22 protein-coding genes are annotated in these 24,041 nt (G+C 66.0%); 9 read left to right on the top strand and 13 right to left on the bottom strand.

Annotation, left to right across the window (positions count from 1 at the left end):
• Positions 1-11: 11 nt before the first annotated feature.
• Positions 12-698 carry a cytidylyltransferase domain-containing protein gene (locus CAP37_RS04710; RefSeq protein WP_086123110.1) on the bottom strand — a complete coding sequence of 229 codons (687 nt, stop codon included), beginning with the start codon at positions 696-698 and terminating at the stop codon, positions 12-14.
• Positions 699-812: 114 nt separating this feature from the next.
• On the opposite strand from CAP37_RS04710, the gene CAP37_RS04705 reads away from it, so the two are divergent.
• Positions 813-2,213, top strand: a complete 1,401-nt coding sequence (locus CAP37_RS04705; RefSeq protein ID WP_179190139.1) for a 3-deoxy-D-manno-octulosonic acid transferase — start codon at positions 813-815, stop codon at positions 2,211-2,213.
• Positions 2,210-3,466, top strand: coding sequence for a 3-deoxy-D-manno-octulosonic acid transferase (locus CAP37_RS21660; protein ID WP_179190138.1), 1,257 nt, complete (start codon positions 2,210-2,212; stop codon positions 3,464-3,466). Before CAP37_RS04705 ends, CAP37_RS21660 begins: the two co-directional genes overlap by 4 nt.
• Positions 3,467-3,511: 45 nt before the next feature.
• On the opposite strand, the gene CAP37_RS04695 is transcribed toward CAP37_RS21660, so the two are convergent.
• Positions 3,512-4,894, bottom strand: coding sequence for a phosphomannomutase/phosphoglucomutase (locus tag CAP37_RS04695; RefSeq protein WP_086123108.1), 1,383 nt, complete (start codon positions 4,892-4,894; stop codon positions 3,512-3,514).
• 107 nt (positions 4,895-5,001) lie between these two features.
• On the opposite strand from CAP37_RS04695, the gene CAP37_RS04690 reads away from it, so the two are divergent.
• From CAP37_RS04690 to CAP37_RS04680, 3 genes are all read left to right on the top strand, one after another.
• Positions 5,002-6,555, top strand: a complete 1,554-nt coding sequence (locus tag CAP37_RS04690) for a DNA-3-methyladenine glycosylase 2 family protein (protein WP_373271046.1) — start codon at positions 5,002-5,004, stop codon at positions 6,553-6,555.
• Positions 6,552-7,052 (top strand): methylated-DNA--[protein]-cysteine S-methyltransferase, encoded by a 501-nt coding sequence (locus CAP37_RS04685; RefSeq protein ID WP_086123106.1) that lies wholly within the window; start codon positions 6,552-6,554, stop codon positions 7,050-7,052. Before CAP37_RS04690 ends, CAP37_RS04685 begins: the two co-directional genes overlap by 4 nt.
• An 81-nt stretch (positions 7,053-7,133) precedes the next feature.
• The gene (locus tag CAP37_RS04680; RefSeq protein ID WP_086123105.1) at positions 7,134-8,033 is read left to right on the top strand and encodes a DMT family transporter; all 900 of its coding nucleotides are present in this window, start codon (positions 7,134-7,136) and stop codon (positions 8,031-8,033) included.
• 11 nt (positions 8,034-8,044) lie between these two features.
• Here the strand turns inward: CAP37_RS04680 and CAP37_RS04675 are convergent, their stop codons facing one another.
• From CAP37_RS04675 to CAP37_RS04650, 6 genes are all read right to left on the bottom strand, one after another.
• Positions 8,045-10,045 carry an acyltransferase family protein gene (locus CAP37_RS04675; RefSeq protein ID WP_256926870.1) on the bottom strand — a complete coding sequence of 667 codons (2,001 nt, stop codon included), beginning with the start codon at positions 10,043-10,045 and terminating at the stop codon, positions 8,045-8,047.
• A gap of 269 nt (positions 10,046-10,314) precedes the next feature.
• A complete protein-coding gene (locus CAP37_RS04670; protein WP_086123103.1) occupies positions 10,315-11,271 on the bottom strand; it encodes a PDR/VanB family oxidoreductase in 957 nt (318 codons plus the stop codon).
• A 9-nt stretch (positions 11,272-11,280) separates the two neighbouring features.
• Positions 11,281-12,600: a Rieske 2Fe-2S domain-containing protein gene (locus tag CAP37_RS04665; RefSeq protein WP_086123102.1), complete on the bottom strand. Its 1,320-nt coding sequence runs from the start codon at positions 12,598-12,600 to the stop codon at positions 11,281-11,283.
• A gap of 47 nt (positions 12,601-12,647) precedes the next feature.
• Complete coding sequence (locus tag CAP37_RS04660) at positions 12,648-12,986, bottom strand: NIPSNAP family protein (RefSeq protein WP_086123101.1); 339 nt, start codon at positions 12,984-12,986, stop codon at positions 12,648-12,650.
• Positions 12,970-14,733 (bottom strand): FAD-dependent oxidoreductase, encoded by a 1,764-nt coding sequence (locus CAP37_RS04655; protein WP_086123100.1) that lies wholly within the window; start codon positions 14,731-14,733, stop codon positions 12,970-12,972. Before CAP37_RS04655 ends, CAP37_RS04660 begins: the two co-directional genes overlap by 17 nt.
• 8 nt (positions 14,734-14,741) lie before the next feature.
• Complete coding sequence (locus CAP37_RS04650) at positions 14,742-15,725, bottom strand: flavin reductase (RefSeq protein ID WP_086123099.1); 984 nt, start codon at positions 15,723-15,725, stop codon at positions 14,742-14,744.
• Positions 15,726-15,907: 182 nt separating this feature from the next.
• Here CAP37_RS04650 and CAP37_RS04645 point away from each other — a divergent pair, with 182 nt between their 5' ends.
• The 4 genes from CAP37_RS04645 to CAP37_RS04630 all read left to right on the top strand — a co-directional run bounded on the left by CAP37_RS04645 (position 15,908) and on the right by CAP37_RS04630 (position 18,799).
• Positions 15,908-17,101 carry a thiolase family protein gene (locus CAP37_RS04645; protein WP_086123098.1) on the top strand — a complete coding sequence of 398 codons (1,194 nt, stop codon included), beginning with the start codon at positions 15,908-15,910 and terminating at the stop codon, positions 17,099-17,101.
• Entirely contained in the window at positions 17,098-17,520 is a 423-nt protein-coding gene (locus tag CAP37_RS04640; RefSeq protein ID WP_086123097.1) for a Zn-ribbon domain-containing OB-fold protein, read from the top strand. Before CAP37_RS04645 ends, CAP37_RS04640 begins: the two co-directional genes overlap by 4 nt.
• A 33-nt stretch (positions 17,521-17,553) precedes the next feature.
• Positions 17,554-17,877 (top strand): NIPSNAP family protein, encoded by a 324-nt coding sequence (locus CAP37_RS04635; protein ID WP_086123096.1) that lies wholly within the window; start codon positions 17,554-17,556, stop codon positions 17,875-17,877.
• Between the two features lie 181 nt (positions 17,878-18,058).
• On the top strand, positions 18,059-18,799 hold the full coding sequence (locus tag CAP37_RS04630) for a FadR/GntR family transcriptional regulator (RefSeq protein WP_086123095.1): 741 nt from the start codon (positions 18,059-18,061) through the stop codon (positions 18,797-18,799).
• On the opposite strand, the gene CAP37_RS22115 is transcribed toward CAP37_RS04630, so the two are convergent.
• The 5 genes from CAP37_RS22115 to CAP37_RS04605 form a co-directional block, all read right to left on the bottom strand.
• Positions 18,796-20,286 (bottom strand): FAD-dependent oxidoreductase, encoded by a 1,491-nt coding sequence (locus CAP37_RS22115; RefSeq protein WP_086123094.1) that lies wholly within the window; start codon positions 20,284-20,286, stop codon positions 18,796-18,798. The genes CAP37_RS04630 and CAP37_RS22115 overlap by 4 nt on opposite strands.
• Positions 20,283-21,263 carry a tripartite tricarboxylate transporter substrate binding protein gene (locus CAP37_RS04620; protein ID WP_086123093.1) on the bottom strand — a complete coding sequence of 327 codons (981 nt, stop codon included), beginning with the start codon at positions 21,261-21,263 and terminating at the stop codon, positions 20,283-20,285. The genes CAP37_RS22115 and CAP37_RS04620 overlap by 4 nt, the downstream gene beginning before the upstream one ends.
• A 31-nt stretch (positions 21,264-21,294) precedes the next feature.
• Positions 21,295-21,696: a cupin domain-containing protein gene (locus tag CAP37_RS04615; protein ID WP_086123092.1), complete on the bottom strand. Its 402-nt coding sequence runs from the start codon at positions 21,694-21,696 to the stop codon at positions 21,295-21,297.
• 14 nt (positions 21,697-21,710) lie between these two features.
• Entirely contained in the window at positions 21,711-22,943 is a 1,233-nt protein-coding gene (locus CAP37_RS04610; RefSeq protein ID WP_086123091.1) for an amidohydrolase family protein, read from the bottom strand.
• 164 nt (positions 22,944-23,107) lie between these two features.
• Entirely contained in the window at positions 23,108-23,950 is an 843-nt protein-coding gene (locus CAP37_RS04605) for a FadR/GntR family transcriptional regulator (RefSeq protein WP_179190136.1), read from the bottom strand.
• Between the last annotated feature and the right edge of the window lie 91 nt (positions 23,951-24,041).

Below are 24,041 nucleotides of genomic sequence, written 5' to 3'. Positions count from 1 at the left end.
GTGCAATTCCTTCAGGGACTGATCTGTTTCAGGAGCGCCTCGCAGCGCTCGAAATCTTCCAGCGTGTCGATGTCCTGGCTGCGCTCGGCAGGCATCGGCAGCACGCCGATGCGCTCCGAGACAAAGCTGCCTCGTGCCAGGAACCAGTCGGCATCGCAGACATAGATGGCACCGTTGGGCCGCACCACCTGGGGCAGGCTCTGGCGGTTGGCGAAACAGTGCGCCGGATCGGACAGCGGCTGGAAGCGGTTGCCTCGCAGTGTGCCCCACTTGAGCACGCCCCGGTCGGCCTCGGTGACCGACATGACGAGTTCGAAATACCCGCCAGCGAACACGCCCAGCGCGGCTTCAATGTCGGCCGGACGGCGCAGCGGCGAAGTGGCCTGCAGCAGCACCACGGGCCCGTGCACGTTGGCGGTTTCCAGTGCGTGCTGCAACACCGGCGCCATGGGCACGCTGTCGCCCGCGAGTTGGGCGGGTCGCTCGACCAGCGTCACCTGGGTGGGCAGCTCGGCCCAGAGCACCTCGGGGATATCGGTGGTGATCACCACGCGGGATGCGCCGGCGGCCAGCGCCTGATCGAGCGCATGTCGGTACAGCGGCTTGCCCGCGAGCGGACGAATGTTCTTGGAGGGCAAGCCCCTGGATCCGGCGCGCAGCGGGATGACCGCGGTCCAGGCCGGAGATGGAAGGGACATGGTGGATTTCCTGTGGTGCGGGGAGCGCCCGCACGGTGGGGCGGCGGGTGCAGGTGCGTAACTATACTGAAAGCCTTTTGCCGGGCTCCCGGCCAGCGCACTCCGCATCCACCGATGGCCCTGCCCTCTTCCAACCGCCAGTCGCCCCGTCCGTTCCCGCCCGGCTGGCGCCTGTCGGCCATGATCGCGCTGTACGAACTGCTGTGGCACCTGCTGCTGCCGTTTTTTCTGCTGTTTCTGTGGCAACGCGGCAAGCGGGAGCCGCTGTACCGCCAGCATTGGCGCGAACGCTTTGGCGGCGTCGACACCCCGCTGCAAAGCCCGTTGTGGGTGCACTCGGCTTCCATGGGCGAGATTCGAGGCGCGGCGCCGCTGGTTCGTGCGCTGCTCGCAGCCGGCTACCCGGTGCTGGTGACCACGCTCACGCCCGCTGGCCGCACGGCGGCCAGCCAACTGTTTGAAGAAGCCATTGGTCAGGGCCGCGCGCAGGTGGCCTTCGTGCCACTGGAACTGGGCTGGGCGGTGCGCCGCTTCATCCGCCGCGTGCGTCCGCGCGCCGCCATGATGACCGAGATCGACACCTGGCCGGTGCTGCTGGCCAGCATCCGCCGCCAGCGCGTGCCGCTGTGCATCGCCAACGCGCAGTACCCGAAGAAAAGCATCGAGCGCGACCGGAAGTGGGGCGGCTTTCGCGCCGGCATTTTCCAGGCGTACCAGCTGGTGCTGTGCAAATCTGAAACGCACGCGCAACGCTTTCGCGCCGTCGGTTGCGAGCGCGTGGTGATCGCCGGTGAGACGCGTTTCGACCTGCCGGTATCGCCCGCGCAACTCGCCGCCGCGCGCACGCTGCTCGCTCCCTGGAGCCTGGCCACCGCTGTGCCGGGCGGACGACCCGTGCTGTGTTTTGCCAGCGCCATCGTGGGCGAGGACGAGCAGTTCATCGACGCGATTGCGCGCGTGCAGGCCGGGCTGGTGCAGGCCGGCCTGCCGCGTCTGCTGGTGGTGTACGTGCCGCGCAGCCCGCAGCGCTTCGACACGGTGGCCGAACTGCTGGAGGCTGCCGGCTTGAAGGTGGCGCGCCGCAGCCGCATGCTGAACGCGGAGCTCGCGCCCACCGCCGACGCGCCCGACATGACGCAAGTGGACGTGCTGCTCGGCGACTCGCTGGGCGAGATGTACTTTTACCTCGCGCTCTCGCAGGTGGTGGTGGTCGGTGCGTCCTTTGTGCCACTCGGTGCGCACAACGTCATCGAGCCGCTGGCGCTGAAGAAACCGGTGATGGTGGGCCACAGCATCTGGGGTATCGAGTACCCCGGCGTGGAAGCGCTGGCAGCGGGTGTGCTGCAGCAGCACATGACGATCCCCAGCCTGGCCGACGCGCTGGTGAAACTGCTCACCTCGCCCGCCGATTACGCGCTTGCGATCGCCGGCGCGGAAGCCTTTTACGCGGAACACGGCGGCGCCACCGAAAAACACATGGCCACGCTGGTGCCCTGGCTGGAGGGCCGGGGGTGAGCGGAGCGCGCCAGCCCTGGGTGCTGCAGGCCTACCTGGGCCTGGCAAGCGCGCTCGCGCCGGTGTGGCGCAAAGGGCTGGAGCGGCGCCTGAAGCGCGGCAAGGAAACCCCACGCAGCGTGCGCCAGAAACTCGGCAGCGAATACGCCGACCGGCCGCAGGGCACGGTGGTCTGGGGCCATGCCGTGGGTGTGGGCGAGGCCATGGCGCTCGCCGGCTTGTTCGCGCGCCTGGCGCCGCTGCGGCCCGACTGCAGCTTTCTCATCACCACCACCGCGCGCACCTCGGGCGATGCGCTCAAGCGCACCGGCCTGCCCCCGCGCTGCCAGCACCAGTTCGCGCCGGTGGACACCCCCGAAGCGGTGGCCCGGTTCCTCGACCACTGGCGCCCTTCACTCGCGCTGTGGTGCGAAATGGACCTGTGGCCCGCGCTGATTGCCGGCACCGATGCAAGGGGCATTCCGCGCGTGCTCGTGAATGCGCGGCTATCGCCCGAATCGCTGGCCAAGCGGCGCTGGGGCCGCTGGCTGTACCAGGCCTTGCTGCCGGGTTTTCGTGATGTGTTCGCGCAGAACGACGCCACCGCGGAAGCGCTCGTCAAGCTCGGCGCGGCCCGCGAGCGCATCACCGTGAGCGGCACCATCAAGTCGCTGGTGCCCGCGCTGGGTTGCGATGTGGATGAGCTGGCGGCCTGGCGTGATGCGCTGCGCGCTCGGCCGGTGTGGCTGCTGGCGTCGAGCCATCCGGGCGAAGAAGCGCTGGCGCTGCAGGCCCATGCGCGATTGCGCGAGCAACTGCCAGACGCCTTGCTGCTGATTGCACCGCGCGCACCGGCTCGCGGCGGTGAAGTGGCGGCGCTGGCGGGCGATGCGCCGCTGCGCAGTGCGGGCGCTCTGTTGCCCACGAGCGCGAGCGTCTACGTGGCCGACAGCATTGGCGAAATGGGCCTGTGGTACCGGCTGGCACCCATCGCGCTGGTGGGGGGCTCGTTCGCACCCGTGGGCGGTCACAACCCGCACGAGCCGCTGGCGCTGGGCTGTGCGGTGCTGCACGGCCCCAACGTCTGGAATTTTTCAGAGAGCTACGAACGGCTCGATGCGCTGGGGCAGAGCTCGCTGGTGGGGAATGGAGACGAAGTGGTGCGTGGCGTGACTGCTGCCTGGTCAACGCCACATGATTCCGATGCCGCCGCGCTGGTGGATCCGCAGGCCGAAGCGGTGATCACTCGCGTGCTTTCTCACTTGCCGGGTTGATTTCTCGCTTCCTTGCTGGCAAGGGTGGGCGGTCAGGGCAAGAAATCAGTGCGCGCTCGCACCCACCACCGCATCAGGCTTGCCCAGACGCAACAAGGTCAACATGGCCGCCTCGATGCGATGCAAGGCCTCCGGCGTGTGCCCCTCGAAACGCAGCACCAGCACCGGCGTGGTGTTGGAAGCGCGAACGAGGCCAAAGCCATCGGGCCAGTCGACCCGCACGCCGTCGATGGTGGACACCTTGGCCGGCGCGTCGAACTTCGCCAGCGCCACCAGTTTTTCCACCACCGCATGGGGTTCGCCCTCGGCGCAGGCCACGTTGAGCTCTGGCGTGCTGAAGCTGGTGGGCAGGGCATTGAGCACCGCGCTGGCATCGGCACTGCGGCTCAGAATTTCCAGCAGGCGTGCGCCCGCATACGTGCCGTCGTCGAAACCGTACCAGCGCTCCTTGAAGAAAATGTGGCCGCTCATTTCGCCGCCGAGCGGACTGTTCAGCTCCTTCATGCGCGCCTTGATCAGCGAGTGGCCGGTCTTGTAGATGTGCGCCACGCCGCCGGCCGCTTCGATGGCCGGGGCCAGGCGCTGCGAGCACTTCACATCGAACACGATGTCGCCGCCCGGCACACGCGACAGCACGTCCTGCGAAAACAGAATCATCTGCCGGTCCGGGTAGATGGTGGCGCCGTCCTTGGTGACGATGCCCAGGCGGTCGCCGTCGCCGTCGAAGGCTAGACCGAGTTCGGCGTCCGTCTCGCGCAGCGTGCGGATCACGTCCTGCAGGTTCTCTGGCTTGCTCGGGTCCGGGTGGTGGTTGGGAAAGTTGCCGTCCACCTCGCTGAACAGCTCGATCACCTCGCAGCCCAGCGCGCGGAAGATCGCCGGAGCCGAAGCGCCAGCCACACCGTTGCCACAGTCGACCACCAGCTTCATCGGCCGCGCCAACTTCACGTCGCCCACGATGCGCGCCTGGTAAGCCGCCGACACGTTGATGAGCCGCACGCGCCCGCCGTCCTGGCGTTGGTGGGTCTCGCCCTCCATCGTGCGGCGCAGCGCCTGAATGTCTTCGCCGTAGATGGCCCGGCCACCGAGCACCATCTTGAAGCCGTTGTAATCGCGCGGGTTGTGGCTGCCCGTGACCTGGATGCCGCTGGTGCACAGCGTGCTGGCCGCAAAGTACAGCTGGGGCGTGGTGGCCATGCCGATGTCGATCACGTCCACACCCGCGGCCACCAGGCCACGAATGAGCGCGGCCGACAGCGCCGGCCCGCTCAGGCGCCCATCGCGCCCTACCGCCACGACGCGCTCGCCCTGCGCCATCGCCTGCGTGCCGAAGGCCAGACCCAGGGCCTCGGCCACGCCTTCGTTCAGGTCGGTCGGCGTGACGCCGCGAATGTCGTAGGCCTTGAAGATGGACGCTGCAACTTGCATGAATGATCCCTGATGAACGTAAAAAAAACATTGTAGAAGGGGGTATCTCCGGCCTGGTGAGGCATATGTCCGGAAACGGCCAGTTGAATCGTCGCCCAGCGCCTAACATGGCACCCATGCTGCCCCCCGCCACCATCGACGACGACGCCTGCTACCGCGCCCTTTGCGCGCACGACGCGCGCTTTGACGGCCGCTTCTTCACCGCCGTCACCTCCACCGGCATTTACTGCCGCCCGGTGTGCCGTGTGCGCACGCCCCGCCGCGAGAACTGCCGCTTTTTTGAGCACGCAGCGCAGGCTGAGCGCGCCGGTTTCAGGCCGTGCCTGCGCTGCCGGCCCGAACTGGCGCCGCTGGAACGGCACTGGTCCACCGAAGACGCTTCCACCATCCTGGTGCAGCAGGCCACGCGCTGGCTGGATGATCCGCTCAACTGGGCCGACCCGGATGTGTCTGCCGCCATGAGCGAGCGCCTGGCGAACCGGCTGGGTGTGAGCGACCGCCACCTGCGCCGCGTGTTCGAAGAACACCTGGGTGTCTCGCCACTGCAGTACCTGCAGACGCGCAAGCTGCTCACGGCCAAGCAGCTGCTGGCCGACACCGACCTGCCCGTGACGCAAGTGGCGATGGCGAGCGGCTTCGCCAGCGTGCGCCGATTCAACGCCGCCTTTCTCGGCCACTACCGGCTCAACCCCACGCAACTGCGCCGGCAAGCACCCACCCGAAAAGGCTCGGACACCGGCCAGGGCACCTCTGTGCGTCTGGGCTACCGACCGCCGTACGACGTCCACGCCCTGCTCGCTTTCCTTCGCCAGCGCCTCATCACCGGTACCGGATTCGTGCGCGCCGAAGCGGGTGCGCCCCTGCAACTGGGCCAGACCTGCCGGCTTCCGGCTGCCACCGGATCGGTGCATGCGGGCTGGTTGCTGGTGGATTTCGATGAAGCGCGCTGCCAGGTGGTATTGCGCGTGAGCGATTCTTTGCGCGAAGCGCTGCCCCAGGTGATTCACCGCGTGCGCGCCGCGCTCGACCTGGACGCCGATCCCGCTGCGATCAATGCCGTGCTGCACGGCGCCTTTCCAGAAGGCGACGGCCTGCGCGTGCCGGGGGCGGTGGATGGATTCGAACTGGCGGTGCGGGCCGTGCTGGGCCAGCAGATCACCGTGGCCGCCGCCCGCACGCTGTCGCAGCGCCTGGTGGACCGCTTCGGCGAAGCGATCGACACCCCGTTTCTCGAACTCACGCGCCTGTTCCCCGCACACGAAGTGCTGGCCCAGGCTGGCGGCGACGCACTGGGCCAGCTCGGCATCGTGAAGCAGCGCCAGGCGGCCATCGTCTCGCTCGCGCAGGCCGTGGCTGGCCAGCGCCTGCAACTGCACGGCAGCGCCGACGTGCCCGCCACCATTGCCGCGCTCAAGGAACTCCCGGGCATTGGCGACTGGACGGCGCAGTACATCGCCATGCGCGCGCTGCGCTGGCCCGATGCGTTTCCCGCTGGCGACGTGGCCCTGCAAAAGGTGATGGGCGTGCAGCACCACAAACAGGCCGCACGCCTGGCCGAGGCCGCATCCACCGTGTGGAAACCCTGGCGCAGCTACGCAGTGATCCGCGCATGGGCGGCTGGTGTCGCCCCCTCCACCGAATCGAAAGGAACGCCAACATGAAGCACGATCCCACTACGGTATTCACCGAATGGCAAGGACCCCTGGGCGCCATGGTGCTGGCGGCCACGCCACGAGGCCTCAGCGGCGTCTGGTTTGAAGGCCAGCGCCATGGGCCGGACACCTCTGCCTGGCAGCGCGCGGACGATGTGCCGGTGCTGCAGCAGGCGGCTGTGCAGCTGGCTGCCTACTTCGCGGGCAAGTGCAAGGCGTTCGACCTGACGCTCGACCTGGGCGGTGGCACCGCTTTTCAGCAGCGCGTGTGGCAGGCCTTGCTGGAGATCGCGCCGGGCGGCACCACCAGCTATGGCGCGCTGAGCGCACGCATCGGCCACCCTGCCGCCGTGCGCGCCGTGGGGTCTGCCGTGGGGCGCAATCCGGTGAGCATCGTCGTGCCCTGCCACCGCGTGATCGGCGCCAACGGCTCGCTCACCGGCTATGCGGGTGGGCTGGACCGCAAGACCGCCCTGCTGGCGCTGGAAGGCGCTGCACTGCACTGAACCCATGAACGCATCAATCGGTGCGCCAAGCATCATCAATGGCGTGGCTTGCGACCCATCGCCATCGGCATACTTCCCCCCATGAACCCTGCCCTCATTGTCGAATTCGTCCTGCTCGGTGCCATCTGGGGCGCCTCTTTTCTGTTCATGCGCCTCTCAGTGGTGGACTTCGGGGCTCTGCCCACCGCCTTCGTGCGCGTCTCGGTGGCGGCGGCCTTCCTGCTGCCCATCCTCCTGTGGAAACGCGAGGGCCGCATTCTGTTGCAGCACTGGAAGGCGCTGTTCCTGGTGGGTCTGCTGAACTCGGCCATTCCCTTCGCGTGCTTTTCATTCGCGCTGCTGGCCATCACCACCGGCCTCTCCGCCATCCTGAACGCCACCGTGCCGCTGTTTGGCGCCCTTGTGGCCTGGCTCTGGCTGAAGGACAGACCCAACGGCTCGCGCATCCTGGGCCTGGCGATCGGCTTTGCCGGCATCGTGGCGCTCACCAGCGGCAAAGCCAGCTTCAAGCCCGATGCCGTCTCCGGCATTGCGCCCGCATGGGCCGTGCTGGCCTGCCTGCTGGCCACGCTGTGCTACGGCATTGCCGCCAGCTTCACCAAGCGCTACCTGGGTGGCCTGCCGTCCATGGTCACGGCCACGGGCAGCCAGCTCGGCGCGGTGTGCGGCCTGGCGTTGCCCGCGCTGTGGCTCTGGCCCGCCAGCAACCCCGGCACCACGGCGTGGGCCGCCATCGTGGCGCTCGGCGTGCTCTGCACCGGCGTGGCCTACATCCTCTACTTCCGCCTGATCGAACAGGCGGGCCCGGCACGTGCGCTCACCGTCACGTTTCTCATTCCGGTGTTCGCGCTGATCTACGGCGCAGTGCTTCTGGGCGAAGCCATCACGCCGCTCATGATCGGCTGTGGCGTGGTGATTCTTTGCGGCACTGCGTTGTCGACGGGGTTGGTGCGTCTGGGGTGGTTGAGCCGCGCCCGATGACGCGGGCTCGGTCAGCCGGGGCCCTGAATCTGCCGGCCCAGCCAGGGGGCAGCTCTCTCCGCACCCCGGATGTTGAGGTGGTCCCGGTCGAGGTACCAGGGGCCACCCTTGTCGCCCATGACACATTGTCCCGCTGAGCAAAAAAGCTCCTCCGGATTCAGGACTCGGAAGCCTTCGATGTGCGGCAATCTGTTCAGCAGTTTACGCACACGGGTCTGTTGCGCATGGTGCTGCGAGATGGGCGAAGCGTTGCGCTGAATCACCGCTTCGGCAGCTGGGTCGCCCCAGAGACCGGCCTGGTTGAGCTTGTGGAACACCTTCCTGGGCTCCGTGATCTGCTGAGGCACCTGCTCCATCAGAAAGACCCGTGTGCCCAACGCTTGATAGGCCCGCACGGTGCGCTCGATCCCCCGCACAAACACCGCCTTCGAGTGCTCGCGCGAAAGCGGGTCGGCATCGTTTTCCACCAGGTAGTACCGTCGAGCCGAGCGTGACGTGGTCTCGCCATCGGTGTACATGCCCCACCGGGCCACCAGCAACAGATTTCGGGGCCTGACCTGGCTCGCATAGGTGTACTGCGCCTGCGCGAGCGATCGGCAGACATCTACGGGCCATATGCCCGATTTCACATCCACCCCCAGCAAGGGAAGGCAGCCGCCCATGCCGATGTAGGCATGCGAGGTTTCACGCTCACCGTAGAGGGAGACCAACGCAGGGAGAAAGGCATCCGCATGGCTGTCGCCGAAAAGCACCGTATCCACCTCGCCGGGATGCACACCTTCAGGCAGCCGGCATTGCGCTTCAATTTCGGCAGCGACTGCCAACTGTTTGCCACACGGACTGGCCAGGCCCTGCCACCTGAACAGGTCAGCCACTCTGGCGTGGTTTTCAATGCGACCGGGATAGCCCTTGTTCGCATAAAGCAAGGCGGCGATGCCGGCAAACAGCAATGCGATGGCCAGCGCACCCAGGAAGATGAAACGCCGTGAAAACCTGCTCGACTTTCTGAACGGCTGCTCCACAAACCGCCAGGTCAGCCCCGCCAGCACAAAGGTCACCGCGCACAACAACACATAGAAGGGCATGGTCGGTTCGTCGACAGATGCTTGCCTCGCAAGAGCAAAGAGTGGCTGGTGCCACAGATAGGCGCTGTAGCTCACCAGACCAACGCCAACCAGCACGGAGGAACCCAGCCATCGGCCCACCAGGTTGTGAGGCTGCGCGAACAGAATGATCAGGCCGGTCCCCAGAACGGGAACCAGTGCGTACACACCTGGCCATGGCAGGGCGCGGTCGAATCCAGGGATGCTCAGCACAAGCAGGGCCAAGCCGACCGCGGCCAGAAAGCTGGCAAGCGCAGGTCCTGCCATCGGTGACTTCGATCGAAGATAGACAGCGGCCAGCGCACCGATCATCAGCTCCCAGGCCCTGAACGGGAGCAGGTAGAAAGCCGCATCGGGATGTGCCCTGGAGCCCCACTCGGCCAGTACAAAGCTCAGAACGGCCACCACGACAAGTGCAGCGGTCAGCGTCCGTATGCCTCGCCGAAAGAGAAACACCGCAACGACGGGAAAGACCAGGTAGTACTGCTCCTCAGCGGCGAGGCTCCAGGTGTGCAGCAAGGGCAACAACTCGGCATTGGCCTGGAAATAACCGCTCTCGCTCCAGAACAGGTGGTTGGACGCAAACAGCATCACCGCCAGCAGGCTCTTCGAGAAGGCCTTGAGATCTTCGGGAAGCAGCACCACGCAAGAGAGGATCAGGGTGGCTGCAACCACCACGAACAAGGCCGGCAGGATTCTGCGTGCCCGACGCTCGTAAAACGCCGCAAATGAAAATTTGCCTTGCGCCATCGCATCGAGAATGATCCCCGTGATCAGGTAGCCGCTGATGACAAAGAAGACGTCGACCCCGACGAACCCGCCCGAGAATCCGCCGATACCCGCGTGGAACAGCACCACAGGCACCACGGCCAGGGCTCGCAGCCCGTCAATCTCCCGTCTGTACTTCAACTCTGTCCCGCCTCGCAATGGAAGTTCTGGTCAACACCTCCTTGCGGATGGCAGCGGCGAGTCTAGGTACACCCCCGAAAATGCAGGGCGTTCGGGCCCGAACGAACTCGAATCGAGATTGAAGGATCGGCCAGCGGGAACCAGCGCTGGAGGGACGGCCATGACTCAGGCCATGAGCAAGCGAACGACGATGGAAGACGTGGCCATGGCCATCGTCGATGCCCACGAGCTGCTGTCGCTGGGCGTGCGCCCGAAAGCTCCCTGAACCGCTACAGGTCGAGCACCAGCGTCGGCGACTTCGAGCCGGAGCAGCAGATCATGATGTGGCGGTTCGCGGCGCGCTCCTCATCGGTGAGGTATTCGTCGCGGTGGTCTGGCTCACCGTCTATCACCCCGGTCATGCAGGTGCCGCACACGCCGGCGCTGCAGGCGTACTGCACCTGAACGCCCTGATCCAGCAAGGCATCCAGAATGGTTCTACCGGCGCCCACCGCAATGCGCTGGCCACTGCGCTGGAGCACGAGTTCGAAGCCACCCGCGGTAGCCGCTTCGCTGGCGGCGGCAAAGCGTTCGACGTGCACTTGTGTGGCGGGGCGCTGGGCACAGGCCGCCAGAAAGGCGTCGATCATGCGCGCCGGACCGCAGCAGTAAAAATGCGCCGTGGCAGGGGCACTGGCCACCACCTGGGTCAGGTCCATGCGGGTCTGGTCTTCGGCACCGCAGTGCAAGGTGACCCGGCCCCGGCCGGCGTCGAGCGCGCGGAGTTCTTCGAGAAACGCGGCATGCTGCGGCGAGCGGGCCGCCAGGTGCAGCCGCCAGGCCCGGCCTTCGCGTTCGAGCTGCCGCACCATCGACATCAGCGGCGTGATGCCGATGCCGCCACCAATGAGCACCGACTCTGGCGCATCAGGTGCCAGCGGGAAGTCGTTGACCGGAGCGCGCACCAGCAGTTCGTCGCCCACGCGCGGGTGGTCGTGCAGCCAGGTTGATCCGCCCTTGCCTTCGCGTTCGCGCAGCACGGCCACCACGTAGCGGTGCGTCTCGGCCGGGTCGTTCACCAGCGAGTAGCTGCGCACCTTTTCACCGGGGAGCAGAAAGTCGATGTGGGCGCCGGCGGTGAAGGCCGGCAGCGGCCCACCACCGGCGGCCACCAGTTCGAGCGAGACAACGTCCTGCGCCTCCAGACGGATCTGGCGCAGGCGCAACTTCAAGGTCGCATCAGGCATGCAGTGGGCTCAGGGTGCGTAGCCGAAATCGGCGCCGAGCCGTGCTCGCATGTGTTCGGCGCCCTCTTCCTGCCACGAGGCCTTGGCCGGCAGGGTGAGCGATACAGCCCGCACCATGAAGAGATCGGGATCGTCGTAGCGGGGCGGGCGCTGCTGTCGCTGCTCCAGGTTGCGCACGGTTTCGAGCAACTGGCGCCGCGTCATGGCGATGCCAGTGTCGCTGATGCCCAGATGTTCCTGGCTTCGATCGTAGATGGGTGCCACGCCCGACTGGCAGGCGGCGTCCTGCACCCAGAGGCCCGGCAGGCCAGAGAACCAGGTCTTGGTCTGCGCGTCGTAGTTGAACTGGAAACCGGTTTCGAGATTGAACTTGGTCCAGTACTTGGCAAACGGCACGCTCACCGGGCGCGGAGCGAAAGCCTGCGTGCTGGCGTGGCCGGTCTCTCGGCCGGCGTGTCCGTCCTCGAACAGCTTGCGTGTCTTCTCGTACAGCGGCTGAGAAGGGTGGTACGAGAACATGATGCACAGCGTGTTCTCGTCGTCCAGTGGCACCCAGGCATGGCCGCTGAGTTCGGGGTACTTGGACTGGGGTGGCACCAGTGTGTAGAACGGCAACAGGAACTGGTTGACGCGCCAGTACCAGGTGTCTTCATCGAGCACGCGGCGCGAGGCAATGCTCATGCCCTGCTCACCGCGATGGCACTCGAACACCGGGCGCAGGTCCTTCTTGGCCACCCAGTCGTTGATGGCGCCTTGCGAATCAATGCGGCCATGCAGGATGGCGGCGTGGGCCGAGTCGATCTCGCCTTCCACCGCCTGCAGCCAGTTGCATTCCTGCACGCGAAAGCTCACATGCACGTTTTCCTCCGGCACCATGTTCCATTCGAGCGAAGGCAGCGGCGGGGGCGATTCGCGATCCGGCCCCATGTAGGCCCAGACCACGCCGTTGCGCTCCTGGCAGGGGTAGTTCTTGATGCGTGTCTTGGCCTTGAGCCGGCTGTCCGGCGGTTCGGCCGGCATGTCCACCACTTCGCCGTTCACGTCGAATTTCCAGCCGTGGTAAACGCAGCGCAGGCCGCAGTCTTCGTTGCGGCCGAACACCAGCGGGGCACCGCGGTGCGGGCAGGCGTGGTCCACCAGACCAATGCGGCCTTCGCTGTCGCGAAACGCCAGCAGGTCTTCACCAAGCAGGCGCACGCGCACCGGCTGGCCGTTCACCTCCAGGTCGGTCGACGGCAGGAAAGGCAGCCAGTACAGGCGCATGAGTTTGCCCATGGGCGCGTCGGCGCCCACGCGCACGAGCAGTTCGTTGTCTTCACGGGAAAGCATTCGCGGGTCTCCAGTCAGTGGGTTGTTGTTGTGCGCGCTCGCGCGCTTCAGCCCTGGCGCAGGCTGGGCAGGTCGATGCGGCGAATCAGGCGCGTCTCCTGCGCCACGATGAGGTGTTCGGAGGCCGAAAGGTAGGCCGGGAAATCGGGGTGCGTGTCGCGGGCGAGCGAGCGGCGCTCGTAGTCGGCCATGTCGTCGTAACCCCAGAGGTGCACCACCTGGTTCAGCGGGCCCACCACGCTCGAATAGAACGCCAGCGGCGTGCCCAGCGTCTTGAGCAGCACCGGCATGGCCAGGCGATCGAACACCTCCAGGAACTCCGGCATCTTGCGCAGCTTGATGGTGTAGATGCGGTGGTCGACCAGCGCTTTAGGCTGCAACAGCATGCGCTTCCTCCTGATTGACGGCCGTCTCCAGCCCGGGTTCGAGACCCGCCATGAAACGCCCGGTGAGGTAACCGAAGGTCAGGATCGGCCCCAGGGTGATGCCGGCGCCCGGGTAGTTGCCGCCCATCACGCTGGCGCGGTCGTTCCCCACGGCAAACAAGCCCGGGATCGGCCCGCCCTGCGCGCCGAGCACGCGGCCGGCCACATCGGTGGTGATGCCATCGAAACTGCCAAGGTCACCCACCAACAGCTTGAGCGCGTAGTAGGGCCCGTCGCCGATTGGTGCCACGCAGGGGTTGGGTTTCTGCTCGGGATCGGCCAGGTAACGGTTGAACGAGGTGCGGCCCCGGCCGAACTCGGGGTCTTCACCACGCACGGCGCCCTCGTTGTACTGGCGCACGGTGGCTTCCAGCCCGGCAGCATCAAGGCCCGCGTTCTGGGCCAGTTCGGCCAGCGTGCGGCCTTTGTTCAGGTAACCATTGCGCACGAAGCCACCCAGCGGCATGGGCGCGGGCTTGGCGTAACCCAGGCCGTATTTGCTGATGGTGGCCTGGTCGCAGATCAGCCACATCGCGGTTTCGCGGTCGTTCTTGCAGGCCTCGATCATGGCGGCGCCCACGTCGTGGTACGAGTTCGACTCGTTGGTGAAACGCTTGCCGTTGCGCAGCACGCCGATGATGCCCGGCTTGTAGCGATCGAGCAGGTGTGGGAAGGCACCAAAGGTTCCGTCCTTGCGCGGTACTTTGGAGGTGGGCATCCACGCTGCCGCCGACGCAAAGCGGATCGGCACGGTGCCGCCGACCTGCTCGGCCATGCGTGAACCGTCGCCCGTGTTGTCGGTGGGCACAGGGGAGAAATGTTCGCCACCACGCCGCAGGTGCGGGTAGGCGCGCTGGATGCGCTCCAGATCGTGCGCAAAACCACCGGCCGCCAGCACCACGCCTTTGCGCGCGCGAATGACGCGCTCGCCATCGGGCCCGGCGACGCGCGCTCCGACCACACGACCGTCTTCCACCAGCAGCTCGCGCGCGGGCGTGGAGGTGTGGATCGGAATCTTCAGGTCCAGCGCCGACTTGGCCAGCCGCGCCGCCAGCGCATTGCCACTGGTCACCAGCACGCCGCGCCGGTAGAGCACCAGTTCCTTGATGTGCGTGAGCAGGCGTTTGCCCACGTAGATCGCCGATTTGAGGGACTTGGTGGCGTTGAAGAAATGCTTGAGATCGGCGTTGGACGAGTTGAACATCATGCCGATGAAGGTGATGGTGGCCAGCGGCGGACGCAGGCGCGCCATGTCTTGCCCCAGGCCGCGGATGTCGAAAGGCGCGGCCAGGATCGAGCGGCCGATGTCCACACCACCGTCCACATCGGGGTGGTAGTCAGGGTAGAGGGTGGGGATGAATTTGAGCTCGGTCTCGCGGTCGAAGAACTCGACCATCTCTGGCCCCCGGTCGACGAAGGCCTCGACCGCCGGGCGGTCGAAGAAGGCACCGGTTTCAGCGCGCATGTAGCGCATGACGGCTTCGCGGCTGTCCTGGATGCCGGCCTTGCGCGCCTGCGGGCTGCCAGGAATCCAGAGCACCCCACCGGAAAACGCGGTGGTTCCGCCGAAGACAGGTGCCTTCTCGACCACCACCACGTCCAGGCCGTGGTGCCGGGCGCTGATCGCGGTGGACAGGCCACCGGCACCCGCGCCGATCACCAGCACATCGCACTCGGTGACGGGGGCTGAAACAGTTTGTTGGCTCATGGGTGTTCTCAAGTCGGGGTAAGCGCTGGAGCCGCAGCGGCCGCGCCGCGGCGCATTTCATCGAAATAGTGCGTCATCGCCGCCTCGGCCGCTTCGGCGTCGCGCTGGCGAAGGTGCGCCAGGATCTGCTTGCGCACCGGCACCAGGTCGGGCCGGTAGCGCAACGACGTGTCGGCCTTGAGCACCTGCCGCATGATGTTGTTCAGCGTGTCCGACACCACCACCAGCACTTCGTTGTGTGCCGCCCGGGTGATCAACCGGAAGAATTCGAGGCTGGCCTCGGCGCGCCGCTCGCGCTCCTCGATGGTCGCGAGCTGTTCGATCTGCAGAATGTTGCTTTCGATCGCATCGAAGTCCTCTTCGGCGCCGTTCTCACAGGCCAGCCGCAGCAGCATGCAGTTGACCAGGCGACGGGCCTGGTCGAGGTTGCCGGGCTCCATGCGACCGCGCGCGGCCAGCTCACGGAGCGACTGCGTGAGCATCATGTAGGCGCCCTTGTAGAACACCAGCGAATCTTCGTGGCGGCCGTGTTCAAACTGGGCCACCTGCCCCAGAAACAGCACATGATCACCCGCCAGGTGTTCGGCGAACTTGTCGCACTCGAACGTGGCGACACAGTCTTCGATGATCGGAAGATTCCGGTGACCCTTGTGCCACGCGACACCTTCGAACTTGTCGACGATCCGCCCGCTGGCAAAACGACCGGAAAGGTCCTTCTGGTCTTCAGCCAGGATGTTGATGGCAAAGGCGCCGGCCTGCTGAAAGGCGCCCAGGCTTTTGCTGTTGATGCGCAGGCCCCAGGACACCAGCGGTGGATCCAGCGAGACCGAGCTGAAGGAGTTGCAGGTCAGGCCGACCGGCCGGCCTTCAGCATCGGTGGTGGTGATGATGGCCACGCCGGTGGGAAAGCTGCCCAGCGCGTTGCGAAAGGCCCGGACATCGAACGCGGGGTTCGCCTCCGTGGCAACGGCGGGTGTGACGGTGTCGGGCATACGGGCTCCTGAAGCTGCACCAAGTGGGGACTGGCGCGATTATGGCGCACCCAAAGACTATCGTCAATGGTATTACCAATACCTGAAAATGACATCCTGAATCGACCCAACCGGACCATCTATACGAATGGTCAGTCCATTACCGCTATACTGCGCCGGTCACAGAACGGAAGGAACACAGCATGACAAGACGCGTTGCCATTGTGGGCACCAGCGCCATTCCGGTGGGGCGTCATCAGACGCGATCGGACGAGCCGCTGCAGGTGCTTGAACAGGAGATCATGAGCAAGCTGGTGGTGGACGCGGTGAAGGATGCCGGCGTGGACCGCAAGGACATCCAGAGCCTGATCTTCACCGTCACGCGGCCCTACACGCTGCAAAAATACTTCCACACCTTCCTGGTGAGCCACCTGCGCCTGCCCTGCACCGGCAACGTGATGGAAGTAATGGGCAACGGCATGACAGCGGCGCTGGCGTTCGATCAGGCCTGCAACGAGATCATGCTGGGCCGCACCGATGTGGCACTCGCCCTGGGCATCAACATGGAAGCGGCCACGCCCTCCATCGACCACGCGATGAGCAGCATGCGCTCCACCGGCGACGTGGATTTCCACGCCACCGCCGGCTTCATTCCGATTTCCTGGTACGCCATGGACGCCATGCGCTACATGCACGACCACGGCGCCACGCGCGAGCAGTTCGGCTCGGTGGCGGTGAAGAACCGCCACCACGCCTCGCTCAACCCGCTGGCGCAATACCGCAAGCCGATCACGCTGGACGAGGTAATGGCGCAGCGCCCGATCGTGGAACCGCTGGGCCTGTACGACGTGCCCGGGCGCAGCGACGGCGCTGCTTGCCTGGTGCTGGCCAGCGAGGAAGTGGCCAAGTCGCTGGGCAAGCCGTATGTGCTGGTGCGCGGCCGTGGCTTCTTCCACGACGGCTCGCACCAGATCAACGAAGTCCCGAACGACATGACCGAGCTGATCGCCGCCAAAGAGGCTTCGGCCACGGCTTACAAGCAAGCCGGCATCAGCGCCTCCGACATCGACTTCGCCGAGTTCTACGCACCTTGCACCATCGTGGAGATTCTGGTGAGCGAGGCCGTGGGCTTCTTCAAACGTGGCCAGGGCGCACCCGGCGCGCTGGAGGGGCAGACCCGGCTGGGCGGGCGCATCCCCATCTCCACCTCCGGCGGCCTCACCTCACGCGGCCACCCCGCCTATGTCACCTCGCTCTACAACATGGTCGAGGTGGCCGATCAGCTGCGGGGACGTGCCGGCGAACGGCAGGTGGCCAATGCCCGGCTCGGGCTGGCCACCGGCGAACTCGGCAACTACAACGCCGCCCTGATCCATGTTCTGGAGGCCGTCCGATGACACTCGACCTGATCCCCGTCGCCCGCAAGCGGGCCTACCCGCCGCGCGTCTCGGCCTTCACCCAGCCGTTCTGGGAAGGGCTCTCGGCAGGCAAGTGGCAATCCACCTGCTGCCAGGCCTGCGGCAAGTTCACCTTTCCGCCCAAAAAGATCTGCCCGCATTGCTGGTCGGAAGACATGGTGTGGAAAGACCTGAGCGCGCGCGGCACGCTGTATTCGTGGACCCGCATCCACGCCGCGCCCAAAGTGTTTGCCGATGAATCCCCGTACGCCGTTTGCGTGGTGGACCTCGACATTGGCCTGCGCATTGCCACGCGCATGGTGGAACGCGAGGGCGTTGAATTCAAGCCTGGCATTCCCATGGAACTGGTGGTCCTTCAATACGAAGATGGCCCCCTGTTCGCCTCACGTCCTGCCTGAAAACCCTTCTCAGACCCACAACGGAGACCACCGATGTTCTACGAACTGCGCACCTACACCTGCCTGCCCGGCAAGATGCCCATCGTCCTCAAGCGTTTCGAATCCGCCACGCTCGGCTTGTTCAAGAAGCACGGCATGAAGGCCGGCCCGCTGTTCACAGTGGCCGTGGGCGACGACAACCTGCAGATCAAGTACATCCTGGAATGGGAGTCGCATGCACAGCGCGACAAGGCCTGGACCGACTTCCGCAACGACCCGGACTGGGCCAGGGCACTGGCCGAAAGTGAAAAAGACGGCCCAGTGGTGGCGAAGATCAGCAATGAATTGCTCATGGCGGTTCCTTTCTCCATCAGGTAAAGCCACACCCCCGCGCCGCGCCTTCGGCGCGTCACCCCCTCAAGGGGACAGCGCCAGTGGCCCGGCAAAGCCGGTTCCACGGCGCTTCTCGAAAAGAGGGCATTGCAAAAACGGTCAGACCCTGACAAGGTTCGACCGGCCGGTCGGTAAAATGCGAGCATCGTTCACTTCGAATACACGCATGAACAACGCACCCGCTTCCGCGCTCGGTTTCGCTCCGATCACGCCGCAACGCGCTTTCGAAGAGATCGCCAACCAGATCCGCGAGCTGGTGGCGAGCGGCAAACTGAAGCCAGGGGACCGGTTGCCCGCCGAGCGCGAGCTCTCGGCCAAGTTCAACGTGAGCCGCAACACGCTGCGCGAGGCGCTTCGCGCGCTGGAGCTCTCGGGCATGATCGAACTTCGCAAGGGTGCCACCGGTGGCGCCTTTGTGTTGCCGGGCAGCTCGGGGGTGATCGTCAATGGCCTGCGCGATCTGTACCACCTGGGCGCCATCACGCCGCAGCACCTGACCGAGGCGCGCACCTGGATCAGCGGCATCGTGGTGCGCGTGGCCTGCGAACGCCTGACCGAGGAAGACCTGCAAAAGCTCGAAGCGAACGTGGCCGCCGCCGCGCAGGCGCAGAAGGCGGGCAACTTCGAGGAACGCGCCGAGTTGCACCGGCAGTTCCACATCCTGCTGGCGGAAGCCACGCACAACCCGATCATCATGATCGCGGTGGAGGGCATGAGCGAGCTCATGCGCCAGTTCATCAAGGCCATTGGCCCGAGCGAGAACGCCTACACGCTGCCCTCGCGGCGGCGCCTGCTCAAGCACCTTCGCGACCGCGACGCCGATGCCGCCGAGCAGGAGATGACCAAGTTTCTGGAGCGCCTGGAGATCAAGTACCTCGATCTCTGGAACTCCCGCGCCAAGCACTAAAGCCGCCTGGGCTCCTGAGCGGCAAAGCGCCCGGCGCGGCGCCCGGAGGTGACGGCCCAGCCGATGTGGTGGCCATTGCCGGCAAGCAGTGCGCCGCCCTGCCCCACCGCGCCGGCCGCGTAGAGCCGGGGTATCACGCCACCGTCCGCTCCCAGCACCTGGTGCCTCTCGGTCACCGCCAGCCCACCGTCGGTGATGACGATGCGGCTCTCCAGCGGACCGAGCGCATGGAACGGCGCCTGCAACACACCGCCTGCAACGCCCTCGGGCAGTGCCGCGTTGCGGCTTTCGATCGTTGCGCGCAAGGCATCGCCAGGCAGCCCGACGCGGCCAGCGAGCGCTTCCAGGCTGTCGGCACGGTGGTAGAGATCGGGCCGGTGGCGCTGGTAGTCGGGCACATAGGCGAAGGCCACGCCAGGCGCGGTCGACACATAGTGCGGTGGACCGGAGAACATAGTAGCCACGCGGCTGTCGAACACCAGCCAGGCATGTCCACCCGGCTGTTGTGCAATCGCCAGCCCCGGTTGCACCAGCTCGTCGACAAAGCGCTGACCCTCTCGATTGACCAGCACCGCGCCCGCGCGCAGCAGGCTGGCCTCGGGTCCCATGGAGGCGGTCATGAACGACATCACGAAGGGGCGGAACAGCGAGGCCGGCAGATGGTCCAGCGCCCACTGCATGAGTTTGCCCAGCAGCCAGGAGGGCGGAAGGCGCCGCACCAGGTTGGGCCGCGTGGGCTCCATGAAACGGAGGCCCGGGCCGAAAACCACCTCACCATTGATCACACGCGCACCCAGCGCTTCGCCCAGCTTGTGGCCGTCGCCCGTGGCAGTGGGGTTGATCGCAGGAATGCGGGCCAGCTCCGGGCGGAAGCGCTGCTTGAGCTCGGGGTCGTTGCTGTAGTCGCCCGCCGCCAGCACCACGCCCGATCGGGCCTCGACCTCCACCGACTGACCTCCCATACGTGCCAGCACGCCGCGCACACCGCTGTGGCCATCTCGCAGGATCTGCAGCACCGGCGCGTCCAGCCGGACGTCTACACCGCGCGCCTTCGCTGCGCGGTTCAGGTAATAGGGATACGCGCGCGAATTGGGCAACACGTTGTGCATGCGCGGGTGGCGGTGCGGCGGGTCGGCGGTGGGGCCGTAGAAACTCAGGCCAAGGGAGATGAGCCACTCCAGCGACTCGGCCGCGTGATCCACCAGCAGGCGGCGCAAGGCCAGGTTGTCCTTGCCGGCGAAGGGGCCCATGAAATGGTCCATGTCGGCGAAGTGTTCGTCCGGCGTGTCCACGATGCCGGCGCGCTTCTGGAGGCTGGAGCCGGCGGCGTTGATGGACCCCACCGAGAGGCGGCTGCTGCCGCCCGGCATGGGGTTCTTCTCCAGCACGATCACGCGCGCGCCGGCGTCTGCGGCCTCGATGGCGGCCGACAGCCCGGAAGCACCGGCACCGATCACGATCACGTCGCAGGACAAGGATGGATTCATTCGACTTTCAAGCCCGTGGTGCGGATCAGGTTGGCCCAGCGGGCCGACTCGGCGCGGGTGATTTCCTGGAAGGCGGCCGGCGTGCTGGGCGAGGCCAGCGCGCCGACGCTGGCGAACTTTGCCTGAATGTCCGGCAGCGCCAGCACCTTGTCCAGCGCCTCGTTGAGCCGCGCGATGTGTGCGACCGGCGTGCTGCTGGGCACAAAAAGGCCGAACCACACCTCAGCCGAAAAACCGCGCACCGTGTCGGCAATCGGCTTCACCCCGGGCAACATCGCCGTGGGCCGGGCAGAAGCAACCCCCAGCAACCTGACCTGCCGCGCCCTCACCGCGTCCATCATCAAAGGAGAAGGTGGCGTGAACAGCGCCTGCACCTGCCCGGCCCGCAACGCCTGCACCAAGGGCGCCTCCCCGCGGTAGGGCACGTGCACCATCTTCATGCTGGCCGCCTGGGCCAGCAGCGCCATGCTCATGTGGCCAAAGGACGCCGTGCCCACCGAGCCGTACTCAACCGGCGCTCGCTGGTAACGGATGTAGTCGATGAACTCGGTCATGGTGCTGGCGGGCACGTCGTTGTTCACCAGCAGCACCATGGGTGTGGAGCTCACCCGCGAAACCGGCGTGAAGTCCCTCAACGCGTCGTAGCCGGCATTTCTGTTCAGGTGCGGCGTCATCACGAAGCCGTTGTTGGCAAAAACCAGGGTGTGGCCGTCGGGCGCGGCGGTTGCCACGGCCTGCGTGCCAATGGCACCAGACGCACCGGGCTTGTTGTCCACCACCACCGGTTGGCCCAGCAACTTCCCCAGCGGTTCGGCGATGGCGCGGACCTGGATATCGGACAAACCCCCGGCGGCGTAAGGCACCACGATGCGCAGCGGCTTGTTCGGAAAAGCCGGCTGCTGGGCCTGCGCCAACGAACAGGCGAGCGCCATCGACGCGGCGAAGCCGGCGATGAGCGCCCTCAAGTGGTTGGTCATGAAGCGGGCCAGCCGGCACCGCGCTCCGGCATTACTTCAGTTCCTTGCCCGCGTGCTCGCCTTCGAGGAACTTGTTGGGCTTGAGAAAGAAAGAGATCACCAGTGCGCCGTTGGGCGAACGCGCCAGATGCCGGTTGCCCTTGGGGCGCCACACGTAGTCGCCCTCACGCACTTCGCCTTCGTCGTCCACGATGCTGCCCGAGAGCACATAGGTCTGCTCGATCTCCACATGCTCGTGCAGCGGCAGTTGCGTGCCCGGCTTCCAGCGAAACAGCGCTGTCAGCAAGCCACTGCTCTCGTCCTGCATCAACACCTTCATGTCGATGCCGGGCGTGGGCGTGGGCTTCCAGGGAATGCTCTGCACATCCACATAGCGCGACTCGTCATCGCCGAGCTGGTCGTGCTGCGGATGGAAGGGCGTGATGGCGTTCATGGCGCTCTGGACCTTCAGGCCTTGGCCTCGTACTTGGCCAGGATTTCCTTGAAGCCAAACACCTTGGCGGCGTTCAGGCCCAGCACCTTGGCACGGCTGACTTCGCTGATGCCACCCATCTGGCGCTCGATGGCCTGGGCCGAATGCGGCCAGGTACCTTCGTGGTGCGGGTAGTCGTTGGCCCACATGAAGTTGTCCTGCAGACCATGCTCTTCCATCAGTGACAGACCCGCGCGGTCTTCGCCGAAGGTGGCAAAACCCTTGGCCTTGAAGAAGTCAGACGGCAGCGCTTTCAGCTTGGGCTTCACCCAGAAGTGGTGCTTCAGGTAAGCCTCGTCCATGGCGTCCAGCATCCATGGCACCCAGCCGATACCGGCTTCCACGCTGCCGAACTTCAGCTCGGGGTGGCGCTCGGCCACGCCCGATGCGCAGATGTTGACCAGCGGCTCCAGCGTGGGCGAGAGCGAGTGCACGACGTAGTTCACCACCGCGCCACCCAGGCCGCGCGTGGTGCGCGGGTCCTTGCCGGTGGACACGTGGAAGGTGACCGGCACGTCGGCTTCGGTGAAGCGCGCCCACATCGGGTCGAACTCGATCTTGTTGTAATTGAGTTCGTTGGTCTTGGGCGGGCCGAACAGCGGCTTGCAGGGCAGCGTGAAGTGGCGGAAACCCAGCTTCAGGCAGCGGTCGATTTCCTTCAGCGTGGCTTCGATGTTGCCGGTGGCCAGCGCGGCGGCGGGCGAGAGGCGGTCGAAGTGGGCGCCGAAGGTTTCGTGGGCCCACGTGTTGTACACCTCGCACTGAGCGTGCGCGAAATCGGGATCGAACGTGTACCACATGCCCAGGCCCTTGCCCGGGAAAATGATCTCGCCATCGATGCCATCCATCTCCAGGTCCTTGATGCGCTGCTCGACGGAAGGCCCCTTCTCGGTGGCCGTGGCGCCGGCCCTGGAGCGGGCCAGGTCTTCACCTTCGAGGCGTGCCAGCACCAGGCGGTCAGGCTGCTCGGAAGCCTCCATCTTGCGCCACTGAATGCCCTTGTCGTCGATCCACATCTTGGGCAGGCGGTCCTTGTACTTGGCGTCGATGCGCTCGGCCCAGAGGTTGCCTGGCTCGTTGGCGTGGGTGTCCGAAGACACCATCAGGTACTTGTTGGGGGCACCCGGCTGGGGTGACTTTTCCCAACCGGTGGCGCCGGGGGTGTTCAGGCGCCATTGGTTGGCTTCGTTGACGACGATTTCGCTCATGGTGTGTGGTCCTCGTGGTGGTGGATCGACGGTTCGGTTTAAATGGTATGACCATTATATGTGCCGAAAACCCCTTGTCAAGCAAGGCACGAAAGATCCAGCGAAAAGCCCACGAGGGCTCACCTGGGCGGGCGCGAAACCAGGCGGCGCGCGGCCGCCTGCCTTCAGCGCGCCGCCGTGCGGGCTGAAGGCTTGGCCGGCTTGGCCGCGCTCTTGGCCACTGGCTTGGCTCGCCCCTTGCTCAGGGGAAGAGCGTCTTTCGCCACGGCCGCCACCGTGCGTCCCGGGCGCACCAATTCGATCGGATCGGCGTCCATGCCCTCGTGCACCACCGAGAGGTATTCATTCATGTGCTTGATGGCGGTATCCGCATCGCGCGCGCGCATGGCCTTGACGATTCGCTTGCGCACGGACACCAGCTCGGGACGGGCCACGCGGCCGGTGCGATCGATCACCACGCGGATGATGTCGCTGAGCGAATCCACCAGCATCATCAGCACTTCGTTGCGAGTGGCCTTGGCGATCAGGCGGAAGAACATCACGCCTGCGTTGGCGCGGTGCAGGATGTCATCGCTGCTTTCGATGTACGCGATGTTTTGCTCGATGGCCTGGAAGTCTTCTTCGGTGGCGCGCTCGCAGGCCAGGCGCATGACCATGCCGTTGATGAGCACGCGCGCTTCGGCCAGACTGCGCAGCGTCACACGGCCGAGGAACATCAGGTCCTGCAGCGACTGCGTGAGCATGGCGGGGTTGCCGTCGCGAATGAACGTGCCGCCCTTGACCCCTTTCTGCAGGAAGACCACCCCAGAGATCTCCAGTGTGCGCAGCGCCTCGCGCACTGCGGGCCGGCTCACCTTGAACTCCAGCGCCAGTTCGCGCTCGGCGGGCAGTTTGTCGCCGGGCTTGAGCGCGCCCGAACTCAGGCGGTTGCGGATCTGCTCGCAGATCTCCTCAAACACCCGGCGGGTCTTGATTTGCTGGAATGCGAGATCCTGCGTCGGCTCCATGTGGTCTTCCTCTCTGTTCTCACGCGCGCGGGGTCGCGGCTGCGAGGGTGAAAGCATAGCAGTACGTGTTGATGGGCCCTGCCCAATTCCC

The organism is Hydrogenophaga sp. IBVHS1, assembly GCF_002127265.1.
Lineage (GTDB): Bacteria > Pseudomonadota > Gammaproteobacteria > Burkholderiales > Burkholderiaceae_C > Hydrogenophaga.
This window is presented reverse-complemented; position numbering and strand designations above follow the sequence as displayed.